The organism is Streptomyces niveiscabiei (assembly GCF_001419795.1).
Taxonomy (GTDB): domain Bacteria; phylum Actinomycetota; class Actinomycetes; order Streptomycetales; family Streptomycetaceae; genus Streptomyces; species Streptomyces niveiscabiei.
The window spans coordinates 1-17,345 of the sequence record NZ_LIRL01000329.1 but is presented as its reverse complement, the minus strand read 5'-3'; the positions used below and the strand labels follow the sequence as shown (position 1 = coordinate 17,345).

Genomic DNA, 17,345 nt, shown 5'->3' with positions numbered 1-17,345 from the left:
GGTCGTACCAGTAGGTGTAGTGGGCGAGGCCCTTGCCCTCCTGGACGGCCCACGCCTGGGCGAGGTAGGTGCCCTCGTCGTCGCTGAGGGTGGGGTAGGCGGCGATGTTCCAGCCCTGGACGACGAGGATCGCCGCCAACAGGGCGCCGCACAGCAGGAGATCGGGTTTCTTCGAGGGGCGTGGGGTGGGGGCGGGGCGGGTCATGGGCGCGACGGTGCGCTGCGCGGGGACCTTCGGGGTGGTCACCGCGGGGAGGGTGGAGGTCACGCGGGAACGTCCTCTCGGGTGGTCAGGTGCGCGCCGGTGTGCTCGGTCAACTCCCATTCGCTCTGCCCGCGTTGCTCGCGCCAGACGGCACGGATCGCGGCGCCCGCGAGGAGGACCTGATAGAAGGGGCCGCCGACGACGAGCTTGACGTAGTGGGCGAAGCGCACGCGCAGGCCGTACTGCTTGCCGAAGTCGTGGAGCCCGACGAGTTCGAAGACGAACGTGACGAGCGCGGTGACGGCCGGCAGGAAGGTGACGAAGGCGACGGCGACGGGGACGTCGAGGAAGAGCGCGATCGCCGCGTTGAGCGGGATGACGACGCCGGAGAACGCCTGGAGGAACGGGGTCATGAGGGTGTAGCGGGCCAGCAACCGCTGGCCGAAGCCCGGGAGTTGCTTCCAGTCCTTCTTGCGGTAGACCTGAAGGAAGCCCTGGTTCCAGCGAGTTCGCTGTTTGAGCAGGGACATGAGCGAGCCCGGGGTCTCCTCGCGGGTCACCATGTCGGAGTCGTAGGCGACGACGACCTTCTTGCCGACGGAGGAGAGCCGCACGCCCAAGTCGCAGTCCTCGGCGAGGCAGTTGGAGTCCCAGCCGCCGGCTTCCCTCAGGACGTCGGTGCGGACGAAGACGGTGTTGCCGCCGAGCGGGATGAACCCCTTCTCCGCGTGCAGGTGGAGCCGGGAGCGGAACCAGAAGAAGTACTCCAGGCAGTTGCGCAGGCTGTACCAGCTGGAGTGGAAGTTGATGAGCTGGACGCCGCCCTGGACGACGTCGGCGCCGGTGGTGCGGAAGGCGTGGTCGACGTGGGCGAGGAGTTCGGGGTGGACCTGGTCCTCGGCGTCGAAGACCCCGACGACGCCGCCCCGGCAGTGCGGGAGCGCCGTGTTCATCGCCTTCGGCTTGTTCTTCGTCTCGTGGGTGTCGACGACGACGCGCACGCGCGGGTCGCGGGCGGCGGCGCGTTCGGCGACCTCGGCGGTCTCGGGGTCGTCGTGGCCGACGATCACGATGATCTCGAAGTCGGTGTGGCTCGACTCCAGGAGCCGGCGGATGGTGTGGTCGAGGACGGCCTGTTCGTGCCTCGCGGGCAACAGCAGGGAGAACGAGGTGTGTTGGCCGCCGTCGGGTTGGCCGAAACTGGTCGAGGCGAGCACTTCCGGCGTACGCCAGGCGTGCATCTGCCACCAGAGGGTGAAGGCCGCCATCCCGAAAAGGGCCAGCGAGACGGCGGATATGAAGACGGACGTGAACAAGAAAAGATCCCCCCAGATCTCAGAGCCCCCTGTCGCGACGGCGCGTCACATGCGTCGCGTCATGTGCTGAGGCTAAGTGGAAACTGTGAACGGGGGGAGGTCTTCCGATAAATAGCTTGTTTCAGAGCCGACTTGTTCTTAGCTGCCCATATCCGGACACGTGGTCTCTTTTTTGGCCGGTAATGATCAAGTGGCGCGACCGTTCCCGCCGGTCAGTGCGGTGTGCAGGTGATCGGGGTCCGTCGTCGGAAGATCACAAGTGAAGTTACGGCAGACGTACGCCGTTGCTTCACTTCCCGAAAGTGGCCGATCGACGATCAAGGGGAACTCGTCACTGTCCGTCACACCATAGGCCACGACTGCTCCGGGAGCGGTGGCCAGAAGTGCCTGTCGGTGCAGGCTCTTTCCGGCCGGATCGGTCAACTCCCTTGCCACTACGGCGACTTCGCGCGGTCCGTCGAGGAGCGCCTCCGCCGCGGCCAGGCCCCAGCCGATGAAGCGGGGCACGCGAGGGCCGAGCGCCTTGACCACGCCGAGTGCCTTTTCGGCGGCGGTCCGGTGGGGTTCGGCGCCCGTGTGGGCCGCGTACGACAGGAGCGCCGACGCCGCCGCCGTCCAGCCCGAGGGGGTCGCGTTGTCCGTGGGGTCCTGCGGGCGGCGGATCAACTGCTCGGCGTCCGACGCCGTGTCGTACAGGGCGCCCGACTCCGGGTCCGTGAAGCGGGCCAGGACGTGGTCCAGGAGCAGGCCGGCGAAGTCCAGCCAGACGCCCTCCGCTGTGACGGCGGCCAGCGCGAGGAAGCCTTCCGCCACATCGCCGTAGTCCTCCAGCACGCCCGCGTTCGCGCCGGGGTGGCCGTCCTTGCTGGTGCGGGTGAGGTGGGCGTGGTCGTCGAGGTGGACGCGGACGAGGAGGTCGGCCGCCGCGAGGGCGGCCTCGATCAGGTCGGGGCGGTCGAAGTACGCGCCCGTCTCCGCGAGCGCCGCGACCGCCAGGCCGTTCCAGGCGGCCACCACCTTGTCGTCCCGGCCGGGGGCGGGGCGCTCGGCGCGGCGCGCGAGGAGGCGGGTACGGATCGACGCGACCCTGTCCGCGTCGAACACGCCCTCCGTCTGCGGGAGTTGGAGGACCGAGGCGCCGTGCTCGAAGGTGCCGTCCTCGGTGACGCCGAAGTAGTGCGCGGCGAGGTCGGCATCAGCTCCGAGGGTCTCTCGCAGGTCGTCCATGGTCCACACGTAGTACGCGCCTTCGACGTGTTTCCCGGTGCCGTCGTCGCTGTCCGCGTCCAGCGCCGACGCGAACCCGCCCTCGGGCGTGCGGAGTTCGCGGACCATGAAGTCCGCCGTCTCCAGGGCGATCCTGCGGGCCAGCTCCGAACCCGTCGAGCGCCACAGGTGGGCGTACACGCGGCACAGCAGCGCGTTGTCGTACAGCATCTTCTCGAAATGCGGCACGATCCAGTCGCGGTCGACGGAGTACCGGGCGAACCCGCCGCCCAACTGGTCGTAGATCCCGCCCCTGGCCATCCGCTCACACGTGTCCGACGCCATCTGCAACGCACCCTCGGACCCCGTCCGCGCATGATGCCTCAACAAAAACTCCACCACCATCGACGGCGGAAACTTCGGCGCACCCCCGAACCCCCCGCGCTGCGGGTCGTACTCCCGCGTCAGCCCCAACAACGCCGCCGCCAGCTCCTCCTCACCGGGCGGCTGCGCGTCCCCGAACGAGATCTCCCGCTCCCCCAGATCCCGCACGATCCTCCCGGCAACCTCCGCGACCTCCTCCCGCCGCCCACTCCACGCCTGCCGCACCCCCTCCAACACCTGCCGGAAGGAGGGTGACCCATGCCGGGGCTCGGGCGGAAAATACGTCCCGAAGTAGAACGGCTCCGCGTCCGGCGTGAGAAACACCGTCATCGGCCAGCCGCCCTGCCCGGTCGCGGCCTGCACGGCTTCCATGTACACCGCATCCACGTCCGGCCGCTCCTCGCGGTCCACCTTGACGCTGACGAAGTGCTCGTTGAGGTAGTCGGCGGTCTGCTGGTCCTCGAAGGATTCGTGGGCCATGACGTGGCACCAGTGGCACGCGGAGTATCCGACCGACAGCAGAACGGGTACGTCCCTCCGTCGCGCTTCCTCGAAAGCCTCCGGTGTCCACGGCCACCAGTCGACCGGGTTGTCAGCGTGCTGGAGCAGATACGGCGAGGTCACACCCGCTAGCCGGTTCATGCGGCCCAGCCTCTCACAGGGCCTCCCGCTGTCGACGAAACTCACGGGCCCTCGGTAGCTTGGTCGAATCGGCAGGTCCAGCAGGCACTCACCGCGTCCACCGCGATCGCGCCCAGGTGGCCCAGCGCCTCAGGAGCGAGTTGTGGGAGCAGGGGGATCGTGTGGGTCCACGCGTCTGATCTCGACAGTCCCAGCGCGATGCGCCGTGCCGTGTCCTCTCCGGGACGGCTGCTGCCGCCACAAGCCCGGGCGAGTGCCAGGCAGGTCCGGACCGTTCGGTCCTCGGTATGGGTGTCCGTGGCCAAGGACAACCGGGCACGCGCCAGGTGGGCGGCGGCAGCGCAGAGCGCTGCCCGTCGGGTCTCCGGGGTGCTTGCGGCGTCGGCGTGACGCCATACGGCGGAGATATCGCCCTCCACCGCGGCCAGCAGGGCGAGTTCCGAGGGGGATCCCTGTCCTGGGCGGAGCGAGCGTCGCCACCTGTCGATCCGGCTTGCGGCGGCCTCCGCGGCCTCGTCGGGAAGGCAGCCGAGCCGTTCCAGGAGGGCAAGAACGGCCATCGACGGTGTCGGTTGCGGCAAGGACGGAGCCGTCATGTGCAGAGCGGTGCGATGGAGTGCGTCGGTCAGGAGCGGGCCAGGGCGCCGAGGGTCACGGAAGGCCAGGAGCAGAGCCGCCAGTTCAGGGAGCAGGCTGGGGAGGTTGCCCTGCATCCTTGCGTCGATCCGTCGCGCCAGGGCCTCGATCAAGGGCATGGCGACTCGTGCCGCCCCCTCGGGGCAGTGGCGTACGAGTCCGGCGGCGACGGCCGTCAGCGCTTGCCTCCGCGCAGAGGTGCGCCCCTTCACCAGCGCCGAGGCCAGGTACTCGTCCCCGGTGTGGGCGACTGCCTGGGCCACCGCGTTCGCGAGCTCGGGCGCGGCGTCGTCGGGGACCAGGTCGGCCGCCGCTCGGGCGTGGCGGGCGGCCGGGCCGTCGTGGCTGGCGAGAGAGCAGCCCAGGGAGAGGGCAGCCAGGTGGCGCGCACGGTCATGGGGGTCGAGCGCGCTGTGCGCGAGCGCTCCGGCCTCGTCCGACAGGCCTGCCGTGCCCATGGCCTGGCAGAGGTCCACGGTCCAGTCTCCCGGAAGAGGCGAGGCGCCCCAGGACGTCGCCGGCCGTGTGGCCGGTCGCTCTCGCAGGGCCGTCTCCACAAGCTCTCGGCTTCGCGAGGCGTTGCCTGCGGCGAGCTGGGCTTCCGCTTCCAGAAGGAGCAGGGATGCGGGGTCATCGACGCGGGGGCCGTCGCCGGGGGAAGGCAGGCCGGCCGACCTCCGGTGCATGTGCAAGCGCGAGGCTGCGGATCCGCGCCCGGCCTTCGCCGCCCTCCGTGCATCATCAGGCTCGCATGGTGCGGCTCGTCCTGCCTTCGCCTCGGCGTGCCTTTTGCGTTCCATGGCCCGGGAGTAGCGCTCGGCGTCCTTGCTCCTGCGCTTCGCTCTCCGTGTCTCCTCGGCAGCGGTGTCCGCCGCGCTGTCCCGTCGCTTCCTGTCGTCCTCCGTCGTCTCCATGACCCACTGCGCCCGTTCCACCAGGGGCTCTCCGAGAGTCCCGATGCGCAGTCCTTCCGGCAGGGTCTCCACCAGCTGTCTCATGTCGTCGAGGTCCGCCTTCATGAGGCCCGTGTCGGCCACAGACTTGGCAAGGCGCGCCAGAGTTCCCGCCAGTTCGCGGCGCAGATGAGCCCTGTCCTCTTCGGACAAGGAGCCGGTGGACAGAGAAGCGGGGTTCTTCAGTGCCTCGATCGTGCTGCTTGTCGAGGCCAGGGCCCTCCGCATCAGTTCGCGTGCCGCGCGAGGCCGCTTGGCGGGCAGAGCCGCGAGCGCCGACGCCGCAGAGGCCAGGACGTCCACGGAGGCCGGCCCGTCCGTGTCGTCGATCCCCTCGCAGACGGCTTCGATACGGTTGCCGGCGTCCGGGCCCAGAGAAGGAACCGCCCGCGCCAGCGCGCCCCACAGATCCACCGCAGCCGCCCGGGCGCGCATGCCGCCCTCGCTCAACGCCTCCGCACGGTCCCGCAGTGTCTCCACCATGTCTCGATCTCGCTCCCGGTCCAGCATCCTTGCGGCCTCGACGAGCGTCTCTGTCCCCGCCGCCGGGTCCTGGAGCACCGCACGGAGCAAGGGCCTGGCGACATCAGGGCCGTTCAGCGTCGCCAGCGTGCGGGCGGCGGTCAGGAGTCGTGTGCGCGACTCGGGGTCTCGGAGGTTGCCGGGAAATCCCTCCTGGGCGTGATCACTGACCAGCGATTCGGCTGACTCCCCTACGACGGCGGCGACTTCCGGTTCGTCTCGTCCCGCGTAAGCCAGTTCCACCGCCACCTCCGCCAGGTGAACAGCTCTGGCGATCGCCGTGGGCGCCGAACGAGCCAAGCCGCGTGCACGCTCCGCGTACCCCAGCCTGACCAAGAGGGAGGCGCCCCCGTCAGGCACTTCGTACGGTTGCCGGCGCAGGAGGCACCGCACGGCGCTGAGCGGTACGAGGGTCGCCAACGCGGCAGAGGAAAGCTCTTCCGGATCGGCGCCCTTCGGTCCTCCGACTTCCGTTTCGAAGTCGTCCAGTTGGGCGAGTGCGGCATCCGGACCAGCTGTGTGGGCGAGCCGCCGCAATCGGGGTAGGTCGACGACGTACGCGGCGCGTTCGCCGGCATCGGCCAGCAGACGGAGCTGGTGCTCCAAGGGGTACGGAGGCGTACCGTCCGGCCAGCCGGCCGCACGGTATCGCTGCGACCAGGCCAGCAGTTGACGGGTGTACCGCAGGACCCCCTCCTCCCCCAAGGCCTCACGGACTGCGCGGGCAAGAGAGAGGTCGGCCAGGGCATACGTCCGGGACACCGGATCATCGGCCACGAGGGCGCGGCCCGCCGGCCCGTGCACCAAGCGGTCGAAGTGATCCACGGGGAGTCCGGTCAGCTCCGCGAGGTCCGCCGCGCGGAGGCCGCCGCCCGCCACGGCCAGCAGCCCCGCAGTCCGTTCCCCCAACTCGGTTGTGCCTGGCGCTGGTTCGCGGATCAGCCGCACGCCCGCGACGGGTGGAAGGATCCGCAGGTGTCGGCGCCGGCGCAGCGGGTGCCTCACTGGAGGGAGGTCATCGGGGAACCGTCCCCAGCGCCGGAGGGAGACGATGACGCGCATGCCGGATGGCGGGCGTGCGGGCAGGAGAGCGGCGATGCTCGGCGCGTTCTCCGCCCCGGCGCCCGCCCAGGCCACATCGTCGTCAAGTCCGTCGATCACGAGCAGGAGCCTCCGACCGAGGCCGGCGCTCTTCGCGGCCGCCTCGGCGAAGCGCTCACGCCACTCCCGGACGTTTCCCGGAACGGGACTCCCCTGTGCACCGAGGAAGTCATCGATCTGGTGGGCGATTTCTCTCTCGAACTCGGGCCGCGTGTTGGTGCCGTGGTCCGCGGAGACGAAGAAGGTCAGGATGTCTGTGCCCGCAGGAGGCCGTCGGCTGACATAGTCGGCGAGCAGCAGGGTCTTGCCGACGGGGGCGTCGGCGTACCAGCAGAGATAGGACGGCGCCTCGGCCCGGGAGTCCCGGACGAACGAGTTCATCTCCGTACGCTCGCTCGTCCGTCCGCGAACCTCGACGCCAGTGGCCTCCAAGGCCGGCCCATGCAGCCGAACGAAGCGGAGGTCTGGCTCCTTCTCCCGTCGGTTCGCGAGAATCTGGCCATCTCGCGCGCCTCTCGCCTCCTCCTGCGCTGCGCGCAGGACGGCCTCCCACCTCTCGGTCGGGTACGCCAAGGAGCCGGACGCGCCCCGCAGCCTCCCCACGGCGTCCAGGAAGCGACCTGCCAGCGCCCTCGAAGGCACCGTTCTCCCCTGGCACCAGCCCCGCCATGTCGAGGGAGCGATCCCTGACCCCTCGATCGCCTCCGCGAGGAGCGGTCGCCCTACGGCTTCCTCCCCTGCCGTCTTCAGCATGTTGCGCAACTCGTCACGCGCGTCTCTCGACGAAGCCGCCACGGATCCACTCCCGTTCCTGGCCCACTACCCGAAAACGCTGCCGCTCTCGTACTACTTCGGCATGGCTGACCTGCGAGAACCGCGATGCGGAGGTCGGCGCAACTTCACCGCATCTCGCGTCGAAGCGAGTCTGGGTCCACCGCCGCAACAGCCGAACCCGGCTCTCGACAAAAGGATGGACCATGCTCGACCTCCCCCAACTGCTCACGTACGCCGCCGCCTTGAGCGGGGGCGCCGGCCTGCTCTACACCAGCGTCCTGTTCCTCGTGGCCCTCGTCTCCGTCCTGGCTCCCACGCCGGAACGCCGCAAGGACGCGCGGACGACGCTCAGCATCCTCGTGCGCAGGCGGCCTCGTTGAGGCCGGCGCATCGATGGAACTCGGATGCCCAGAGGGCCCTTCAGGGCTCCACGGAGTGCCCCTCTCGCCTGTGTGATCGAGAGATCCCCCACGGCTTGAAGTAATCAGTTAGGTGCACAGCGTCATGTACAAAGTGGCTGCACCGTCCCGCCGGCAGCGGGAATGACCCGTCGGAAGCCCTGAGGGCTCTCTACAGGCCTGTTCCCCACACAGGTGGGGATGTGACCCCCGCGCCCACCCCCAAGCCCTTTGCTCAGGAGGCGGTGACACGCATTGCACGAGAATCGTCCGTCGGACCCTGCCGGGCAGCGTCCCAGCTGGGATCCTCGTTTCAAACCCTGCTTGCCGACCGTCACCCTCGTCGGCGCCACGGCCCATCACTCCCTGTGCGGGGTCCTCGAACAGGCCGACGAACTGGCCGCTCTCGATTGCGCCTCACCGGGCGAGACCGTCGCTGCCATCGAGTATCTCCTCGCCATCTGCTTCGCTTCGGGCACCTGTCCGGCTTCCGACGAGGAGTGGCGTTCCTGGATCCGCGAAGGGACAAGCCTCGCGCCGGCCGGCGCTTGGCTGAGGCAGCAGCCCGCCGATTCCTGGGACCTGTTCCACCCCACAGAACCGCTCGCACAGAACGCGTGCCTCCTTGAGGATCTCCGCGAGAGCGGCACCGGAACCGCTCAGCTGATCATCGAGCATGCCGGCGACTACAACCAGCACTTCGACCACCACCACCTCGAACGCGAGAACCCCCTCCCGGCGGCGCACGCGTTTCTCGCCACGCTCACTCAACACGCCTACGCACCCTACGGACGGGCCCGTATGTCGGGACGGCGGCTCGGTGCCAAGGTCACGAACCTTGCTGCGGGTCGGCTGACGGGACGGATCCGCGTCGTCACCCTGGGGAAGACGCTGGGCGAGACGCTGCGTCTGAACCTGTATCCGCCCGATGGGCCGGGAGAACCTCTCAACACGTCCTGGAACACGCCCGGCTTCGAGCGGCGGAGGTTCGACAGGAAGGCGGAGCCCCGGGCGCCGCGGAGCTCCGCGGACCTGCACAGTTCTCTGGGCCGTTCTGTGCTCCTGCGCCCGGCGCACGGGCCGCACGGTCAGGTCATGGTCGACCGGGTCCTGATCGGGGCCGGTGAGGTACTGGAACTCGACCCGACGCGCCATCTTCAGGACGCCGTGTACAGCGAGACGGCGAGCGGCCTACGGAAACCCCTGTGGGCCTCCCCCAGCAGGGCCCTCTGGCAGCAGGCCCACGCCCTCTACAGCGCCGTCATGGACGACAGCACCGGGATGTACGCGCGGCTGCGGTCGCTGCTCCCGTACGAGCGCACGAGTCCGGGCGCCCCTTACCATCTGTGGGCCGTGGGGCTGCTGGCGAACAAGACGCTGCCGGTCGCCTGGACGCACGGCTCCTACCCCTACGCCCCCGGTATGGCCGCCCACCTCTACCGGGCGTCCCGCCGAGGCTCGGTCATCGCCGAATACATCGCGCTGGTCCTGAAGAAAGCGGCGACCGTAGCCGCCGAAACCGCCTTCCCGGCCATGCGCACCGCGGACGAAAGCGGTCAGGTGGCGCGGCTCGACGCCCGGTATTCCTTCTGGCCCGCTGCCGAAGATCCCTTCGCGGAACTGCTGGACGAAGTGATCGACCGGGGATTCGACGACGAGGACGACCCCGTCTCGGCGCCGTTGACCGCTTACGCACTGGAGCTGACGGGCACGGCCCGCGCCCAGCTGTTCCAGCGCCTCGACACCCTGCCGCCCGGTGACCGCAACAACCGTGCGCGCGCCCGGGCCGTGGGGCTTTTCGAAGAGGCCGTGTCCGGGAAGCGGGCTCCGGCCGAACTCCGAGGGGAGACCTCCGTTGACTGAGCAGAATCCGTCGACCGGAACGGACGGGGAAGAGCCTCTCTTCCCACATGACAGCGCGGCGCTCACTTCCTGGCTCACCACCCTCGTACACAACCGCGAGTACGGGACACTCGCCGAGCTTCGGCGGTCCCGGGTCCGCACCCAGGCTCACATCCGCGCGGGCTGGTTCGGGGGCGACGACCATCGCGATCTCTTCGAGCGGGTGGCGTTCCTGTTCGCGATCTACCACCAGGGACGCGCCACACCCTCGTACGGCCACGGCAGCCTCGGCGCTGCGGCCCGCAGGATCGGGGACGGAGTCGGGCGCGGGCCGGACAACCCCGGCGCCCAGCGGCTTCTGGACCGTGTCGTCAGCAGCCGGCGCGTGCCCTGGCGCCACCTCCAGCACGCGGTCACCCGGCTCCGGTCCTGCGAACAGCCCCCGCCCTCCTGGTCCGGTCTGGCCGAGGACCTCATCAAGTGGAACGACCGCAAGGCGCGCGTCGCTTACCGGTGGTCCGTCGAGTTCCACACCCCGCCGGAAGCGGCCGGTAGGCGTCGGGCGAGCCGATGAGGCGCCCCGCGTACCCGCCATCGATTCGACCGAAGACACGGAAGGGCATCACCTCATGACCGAGTCGTCCCGAAGCCAGTTCCTCTCTCTGCACCTCATCGAGACCCTGGCGGCGGTCCTCCCCGTGCGCGACGAGAACGCGCAGCCCAAGACCCTTGTTTTCGGCGGGGTGGAACGGCACATGATCACCAGCCAGGCCCGCAGGCGTGCGGAACGGGTCCATGCCCGGAACCGGGCCAACGCCGGCCGGGGTGCGCTGAAGGGGCGGAGCATGGGTATCCGTACCCGGGAGTGGGCGCTCCTCGCCGGCCGGGAACTCGAGTCCGCTCACGGGTGGGACCGGGACAGGGCCCTCATCACCGCCCGTGCGGTTCTGGAGGGAACCGGCCTCAAGTTCGGCGACCCGAAGAAGAAGACCGTGGCCAATCTGACCAAGGTGCTCATCTTCGCGCCGTCCGACGCGGGGGCGAAGGTCGCGCAGCACATCGCCGACCGGGCGGCCGAGGTCGAGGAATGGTGCGATGCGTATCTCGACGCCCAGGCCCGCGCCGAGGCGGCGAAGAGGACGCGTCGCGGAGCCGGCAAGAAGGCTGCGACACCGCCGGAGGAAGCGGAGGGGGACACGACGGAAGCAGCCGCGACCGTGGCCGTCGGCCTTCCCCCGTTGCCCAAGGCCACACGCGACGCCGTCCTCCTGGCCCTCGCTCCTCGCGACGCCGTGGACATCGCTCTTTACGGTCGTTTCCTCGCTGAGATTCCCGACTCGCCGAATGTCGACGGCGCCGTCCAGACCGCACACGCCTTCACTGTTCACGAATCGGAACAAATCGAGGATTTCTACGCCGCCGCCGACGACGCGAAACTGGAGCGGAAGCGCAACGCACTCGACTTCCTCGACGCCGCAGACGACGCGGGCGCGGGCATGACGGGTTATCAGTCCCTCATCTCTGGCACCTTCTACCGGCACGCTGTCCTCGACCGGACACAGCTCCGCACCAATCTGCGAGCAGCCGGCATGGACGAAGCCGAGACCGAGGAGGTCGCCCGCGAGGCCGAGAAGGAGTTCGTGAACTCCTTCATCGAAGCCTTTCCGGAAGCAAAGAAGAACTCCACTGCGTCCACCGGTTCACTCCCTGCGCTCATCCTCGCGTTCGAGGGTGAACGTCCCTACAACTACGCGTCCGCCTTCCAGAAGCCGGTCGACGAGACGCCCTTGTCCGAGGGCGGGGAAGGGCCGGCGGGTCCGGCCGCCGTCCGCAGGCTGCTGCGTCACCACACCTTCGTCAGCCGCCGCCGCGACGATCTGCGTGCCGCGCACGTGCTCACGTACGACCCCGAGATCGACCTGCTCCTGGGAGAACTGGGACTGCCGGAGTCGGTGTCCGTGGTGGAGCGGGCGGAGGACCTCGTCCTGTGACCGTCGCCACCGACACGCACGTCCTGCTCGTCCGGCTGGCCGGCCCCCTGCAGTCCTGGGGTATCACCGGCAGGTTCGCCCGCCGCGACACTCATAGCCGTCCCACGAAATCTGGTGTGATCGGCCTGTGCGCCGCTGCCCTCGGGCTGCCCCGGGAAGAGCCCCTCGGAGGGCTGGCCGAGGCGCTCTTCGGAGTGCGGGCCGATCGGCCCGGCACGCCGCTTCGCGACTACCAGACCGTCGGCGGCGGACGGTACCCCCTGCGCCCCCGTGATCTCATCACCGACCACCAGCGAGCCGCCAAGGCGACTCCCGCCCTGCTACCGGACCCGCCACAGCCCGGTCCGTTCGGCCGCGAGGAACTGGCAGCGTGGTACGGCTCGCCGAAGTACGTCACCACCGATCCGGAGTCGGGGAACCTCGTTTCCAAAGAGGTGCGCCGTCACAGTCTGATCACCGAGCGCTGGTACCTCGCTGACGCCGCGTTCCTCGTGGGCCTCGAGTATCCGGACCAGGCCCTCCTGAGCCGCGTCGCCCACGCCTTGGAGCACCCGAAACACCTTCTCTGGCTCGGCCGGAAAGCCTGTCCTCCTTCGGGGGACCTCGCCCTCGGCATCGTTCCCGGCCCTCTCAAGAAGGCGTTCGAGACGCATGCGCTGCTTCCCGACGCCGTCGGCCACGAAGGCGAGCCGCAGGCCGGCGTGGCGCGCGGGCGCCCGTGGGCCTGGATCGAAGCCCCTCAGCCGATTCCCGGTGTCGGCCCCCTGTCCGACCAGCCCGTGTGTTTCGGATCGGACGGAAGTACCCACAGCCTCCGCTGGGAGACCCGTCACCGCATCACCATCGCCGCACAAGCCCGTGGATGGGACATCATCCTGTGAACACGACCACCACCGCGTCGAACATGCCCTCGGGGGGCCGGGCCGCCAGGTTCGTCGTCGCGCAGACCCTGCTGACCCTGGATTCCCGGCACCCCTTCGTCGGCAAAATGCTCATCGACGCGCAGGACATGCACCGGACCGTCATGAGCGGCTTCCTCGGCTGGCTGGAGGACGGCGCCCAGAGCCCGCGATCCCAGATGGGCATCCTGTCGACCTGGACCGTCGACCTCCGCCAGGCGCGGCTCAACCTGGTGGTCCAGTCGTCACTTGCCGCCGACTGGAGCAACATCCCCTTCGCCGCCCTGGCCGAAAAGCCGGAGCCCCTCACCGTCGACCGCACCTTCCGGGCCGGTGACCAGGTCGCCTTCCGCACAGTGGTCAATCCTGTGCGGGCCGTTCCGCCCCCGGCCGGCTCTCCACCGAAGAGCCGCAGCGCCCGCGTCCCTCACACCCGCCCCGAGCACGTGAAGGGGTGGTTCGCACGCCGACTCCAGCCGTTCGGCGAACCCGCGGTCGCACCGGATGGTGTGACCCGCATCGGAGCGGACACCGACACCGACCGGATCGCCGTTCGCATGCTTCCGGTCGCCTCCAGCACTGCATCGCACAAGGGCCTGCGTATCGCCCGTGCGGAGATCAAGGGCACGCTCACGGTCACCGACCCCAAGAGCTTCGTCGCGGCCCTCGCTCAGGGCATCGGCCACGCGCGCGCGTACAGCTGCGGGCTGATCCTCGTACGCTGAGTCACTCAAGGGAGGCCGAAAGCCGACCCGATCGGGGACCACCGAGAATATTTCCGTGTCCATGCCCGTCGCGTTGGTCAGTGAGATCCGTTCCCGAACCGGCCGCCGCGGCCTGTCCAGCTACATCACCGAAGCTGTCAGGCATCAGCTCGCCATGGACGGGCTCGCCCACGCCAGTGATGCAGAACGGGGTACTGCGTGAAGGAGCAGTCGGCCCGCTCGCTGGTGCTCGACTCTTCAGGACGCAGGCAGGCTGCACGGGCGCGGGTACGCGATCGGCGCCCTCGTCGCCGCGCTCGCGCTCCGTGTCCCGGTCCCCGTGATCGTCCTGACGTCCGACCGTGACGACTGGTCGAAGCTCTGCGGAAACCACGTGACCGTCAGAGAGGTATGAACACCTGAGCTGTCCGATGCGCCCCCGCGCCCCCTCCCTGCCGACCCCCGGCAACGAGTTGTGACAGGACGGTGCCAGTTCTCCTCTTCGCATCCGGGCGCCCCCCGCCGCACACTTGACCAAGGACAGCTGTTGCCGCCGGAGGGGGACGGGACATGCGGGACAGTCATCGGGTCGAGGCCGAGCGGTTGGTGGTTCGGGCTGTTGAGGAGGAGGTGCGGCGGTCCGGGGGGCGTACGGACGGGAAGGTGCTGCTGGGGAGGGCGCGGGGCGCGCTGGATGCCATGGCGGAGACCGCCGGCGCCGAGTACGAGGCGTACACACGGGCGTTGAGCGAGGCCGAGGCGGCGAACGTGAGCTTCGGGAAGCGGTACGCCGAGGAGGGCGGCCGAACTCCGTTGCTGATCGCGGGTGTTGCCGCGGTGACGACGACGGTGGCCGACCTGGTGCTCGGCACGGGCACGGGTACGGCGTTCGGCGCGGGCCTCACGGTCGGGGTCGTGGGCGCCGCGGCGACGGTCGTGAAGGTGGCCGGCACGCATCTGCCGGCCGCGAGCCGCCGGGCCGGTGCGGCCGGACAGCCGGGCGGGGCCGAGCAGTTGAGGCTCCAGTGGCTGACGGCGCTGGAGGTGCGGGGCATCCGCCCGTTCCTCGACCAGCAGCGGGTGCTGAGCGCGTCGACGGGCCCGAAGGCGACGGGGCCGCAGCTGAAGGGCACCGACAAGAGCGCAGCGGCGCGCGGCCGTACGCTGCTTGAGCAGTCGTACGCCCAACTGCCGGAATCGTCCGGGGTGTTCGCGGGGCGGCGGCAGGAGCTGGCGAAGATCAGGCAGTGGGTGCAGGCGGGCCGGGCGTCGACGCGGACGCGCCCGACGGTGGTGGTGCTGCACGGCGAACCCGGCAGCGGGCGTACGGCGCTCGCGGTGCGCGCGGCGCACGATCTGCGCGACCAGTTCCGGGGCGCCTGCGTCGTGGACCTGCGCGGCGGTTCGGACGAGGGCCCGCTGTCGACGCGGGACGCGCTGCTGCACCTGCTGAACCGGCTGGGCGCGCCGCGCGAGCAACTCCTGTTCCGGGAACGGTCGTCGGCGGACCAGCAGGTGAAACGGCTGAGCGAGCTGTACTACCAGCACCTGACGAAGCTCCCGGTCACGGTCGTCCTGGACGACGCCTCCGACCCGGCGCAGGTCCGCACGCTGATCCCGGAGCGCTCGGACAGCCTGGTCCTGGTGACGTCCCGGGGCCCGCTCCCGCTGCCCGCCGAACTCGGCGCGTGGGTCCACGAGTTGCCGGTACGCCCGCTGGAGGCGGCCGGCGCGGAGGAGCTGCTGGCCGCCGCCGCGCAGGACAGCACGGGCCCCTACGACGCGGAGTCCACCGACCGGGTCCTGGACCTGTGCGGCGGGCTCCCGCTGGCGCTGCGCATCGCCGGTTCCGCGCTGGGCCCGCGCTCACCGCGCGCACTCGCCACGGAACTGGGCGCGTACGGCCCCGTACAGCCCACCGACCGTGTCCTGTGGCTGCGTTACACCGACCAGCCCGAGCAGACCCGGCGGCTGCTGCGCCGGCTCGCGCTCGCCGGGCGGGCCTCGCTGGGGGCCGCCGCCGCTGCCGCGCTGCTCGCCACCGACCGGACCGAAGCGGCCCGGCTGCTGGGCGAGTTGGCGCGTGCCGGGCTGATCGACCGGGTGCGCGGGGACCGGTTCCGGCTGCACGACGTGGTGCGCGCGTTCGCCGCCGCCCGGTTGCAGGACGAGGAGGAGACGAGTGAACTCGTCGCCGCCCAGGAGCGGTTGATCGTCAGCTACTCCGAACTCGCCGACTCCGTGCTGCGGTTGGTCGACGGCAACATGTCGACGCGGTCCGACCGGTTCAGCCCGCACGGATTCACGTCCCTGGACGAGGCGTTGCGGTGGCTCGACGACGAGTCCAGCTTCATCACCGCGACGCTGCGGCATGCCGAGGGCGTCGACCAGGCCGCCGTACTCAGTCTGCTGGGCGCGCTGTGCGACTACTGCCTGCTGCGCGGCGACCTCTACCGGCTCGGTGAGATCAGCGAGTTGGCGCAGTCCATCGACCGGGGGCTGCTCGTGCGGTCCGTGCAGTGGCGTACCGGGATCGCCGCGCGGCAGCTCGGTGAGCTGGACAAGGCGCGCACGACGCTGACGTCCGTCGTCGACCTGTATCTCCAGTCGCATCACGACGCCGGGGCCGCGCGGGCGCTGTGCTCGCTCGGGATCACCCTGCATCACCAGGGGAACCTGGTCGAGGCCGCCGTGAAGCTGCGCGAGGCTCTCGACCTGCAACAGGCACCGGAGTTGGCGACCGACCGGGCGTGGTCGATGCATGCGCTGGCCGCCGTCGAGCGGGACCGGGCGCGGTTGTCCGAGGCGCTGGAGCTGCTCACCGAGTCGCTCGTCCTGCACCGGCGGGGCGGGTCCGTGCACGGGGAGGCGTGGGCGCACTACCAGTTGGGCCAGCTGAACCTGCGGCGCGGTGAACTCGACGGAGCCTTCTCGGAGTTGAACCGGGCGCTCGAACTGTACGGGCGTACCCGTGACGCCCGCGGCGAGGCGTGGGCGTTGACGCAGCTCGCGCGGACGCGGCTCATCGCCGGGGACGCGGCGCTCGCGGCCGAGGATCTGCGGGCCGCCGCCGCGCGGCACCGGGAGAACGAGGACGCCCGCGGGGAGGCGTGGACCGTCTACTACCTGGGTCTCGCCCTGGAGGAGACCGGTCAACTCGACCGTTCGGTACGCGAGTTGGAGCGCTCCCGGACCATGTTCTCCCGGATGCGCGACGTCTACGGCCTCGCCTGCGCCCGCCACCAGTCCGCCCGCGTCACCCGCGATCAGCGGGCCGCGCAGACCGGATCCCTGCGCAACTCCGGGTTCGCCCGGCAGTTGCTGGTGGACGCGCGCGCCGACTTCCAGCGGATCGGGGTCGCGCACGGGGAGGCGTGGACGTGCCTCGAACTCGCCGTCGTCGACGCGGGCAACGCGCGTACGGCGCAGGCGCTTTCGCTGTGCGACGAGGCGATCGCCCTCTTCGCGTCGTACGGCGACCGGCGGGGCGAGGACTGGGCGCGCTTCCTGCGCTGCACGCTGCTGCCGTACGCCTCTCCCGGCGGGGTCGAGGTCGGGACCGCCGTCGCGCAGGAGGAGCTCCTCCAACTCGGCCGCGAGACCCACGACTTGCGGGACGAGAAGCTGGGTGACTTCGTCGACGCGTTCGGGTTGGTGCTGGAGCGGGGGGTGAACCTGGAGGCGGGCTGGCAGGCTTGGCGGCTGCGGATGGTGCCGGGGAGGCATGCGCGGGAAGTTATGGGGGTGGCGGTGTCTGCCGGGGCGGCTTAGG

10 protein-coding genes and 2 pseudogenes are annotated in these 17,345 nt (G+C 70.2%); 8 read left to right on the top strand and 4 right to left on the bottom strand.

What is annotated here, in order from left to right:
* From AOK24_RS16890 to AOK24_RS16875, 4 genes and pseudogenes are all read right to left on the bottom strand, one after another.
* A pseudogene (locus AOK24_RS16890) lies at nucleotides 1-268 on the bottom strand (glycosyltransferase); the annotation flags it as partial.
* Complete coding sequence (locus AOK24_RS16885) at nucleotides 265-1,521, bottom strand: glycosyltransferase (protein WP_055720897.1); 1,257 nt, start codon at nucleotides 1,519-1,521, stop codon at nucleotides 265-267. The gene AOK24_RS16885 and the pseudogene AOK24_RS16890, both read right to left, overlap by 4 nt.
* Before the next feature lie 186 nt (nucleotides 1,522-1,707).
* On the bottom strand, nucleotides 1,708-3,753 hold the full coding sequence (locus AOK24_RS16880) for a thioredoxin domain-containing protein (protein WP_055720900.1): 2,046 nt from the start codon (nucleotides 3,751-3,753) through the stop codon (nucleotides 1,708-1,710).
* Nucleotides 3,754-3,794: 41 nt separating this feature from the next.
* Entirely contained in the window at nucleotides 3,795-7,346 is a 3,552-nt protein-coding gene (locus tag AOK24_RS16875) for a hypothetical protein (protein ID WP_159051894.1), read from the bottom strand.
* 596 nt (nucleotides 7,347-7,942) lie between these two features.
* Between AOK24_RS16875 and AOK24_RS49215 the strand changes: the two genes are divergently transcribed.
* From AOK24_RS49215 to AOK24_RS16845, 8 genes and pseudogenes are all read left to right on the top strand, one after another.
* Complete coding sequence (locus AOK24_RS49215; RefSeq protein ID WP_167376842.1) at nucleotides 7,943-8,119, top strand: hypothetical protein; 177 nt, start codon at nucleotides 7,943-7,945, stop codon at nucleotides 8,117-8,119.
* Between the two features lie 342 nt (nucleotides 8,120-8,461).
* Complete coding sequence (locus AOK24_RS16870; protein WP_079056847.1) at nucleotides 8,462-10,000, top strand: type I-E CRISPR-associated protein Cse1/CasA; 1,539 nt, start codon at nucleotides 8,462-8,464, stop codon at nucleotides 9,998-10,000.
* Nucleotides 9,993-10,553 (top strand): type I-E CRISPR-associated protein Cse2/CasB, encoded by a 561-nt coding sequence (casB, locus tag AOK24_RS16865; protein WP_055720895.1) that lies wholly within the window; start codon nucleotides 9,993-9,995, stop codon nucleotides 10,551-10,553. Before AOK24_RS16870 ends, casB begins: the two co-directional genes overlap by 8 nt.
* Before the next feature lie 55 nt (nucleotides 10,554-10,608).
* Complete coding sequence (locus AOK24_RS16860; protein ID WP_055720894.1) at nucleotides 10,609-11,970, top strand: type I-E CRISPR-associated protein Cas7/Cse4/CasC; 1,362 nt, start codon at nucleotides 10,609-10,611, stop codon at nucleotides 11,968-11,970.
* Nucleotides 11,967-12,851, top strand: coding sequence for a type I-E CRISPR-associated protein Cas5/CasD (cas5e, locus tag AOK24_RS16855; RefSeq protein WP_055720893.1), 885 nt, complete (start codon nucleotides 11,967-11,969; stop codon nucleotides 12,849-12,851). The genes AOK24_RS16860 and cas5e overlap by 4 nt, the downstream gene beginning before the upstream one ends.
* Nucleotides 12,848-13,594: a type I-E CRISPR-associated protein Cas6/Cse3/CasE gene (locus tag AOK24_RS16850; RefSeq protein WP_240553965.1), complete on the top strand. Its 747-nt coding sequence runs from the start codon at nucleotides 12,848-12,850 to the stop codon at nucleotides 13,592-13,594. Before cas5e ends, AOK24_RS16850 begins: the two co-directional genes overlap by 4 nt.
* A 235-nt stretch (nucleotides 13,595-13,829) precedes the next feature.
* Nucleotides 13,830-13,988, top strand: a pseudogene (locus AOK24_RS50755) (DNA-binding protein); the annotation flags it as partial.
* A 155-nt stretch (nucleotides 13,989-14,143) separates the two neighbouring features.
* Nucleotides 14,144-17,344 carry a tetratricopeptide repeat protein gene (locus AOK24_RS16845; protein WP_055720892.1) on the top strand — a complete coding sequence of 1,067 codons (3,201 nt, stop codon included), beginning with the start codon at nucleotides 14,144-14,146 and terminating at the stop codon, nucleotides 17,342-17,344.
* The last annotated feature ends 1 nt before the right edge of the window (nucleotide 17,345 follow it).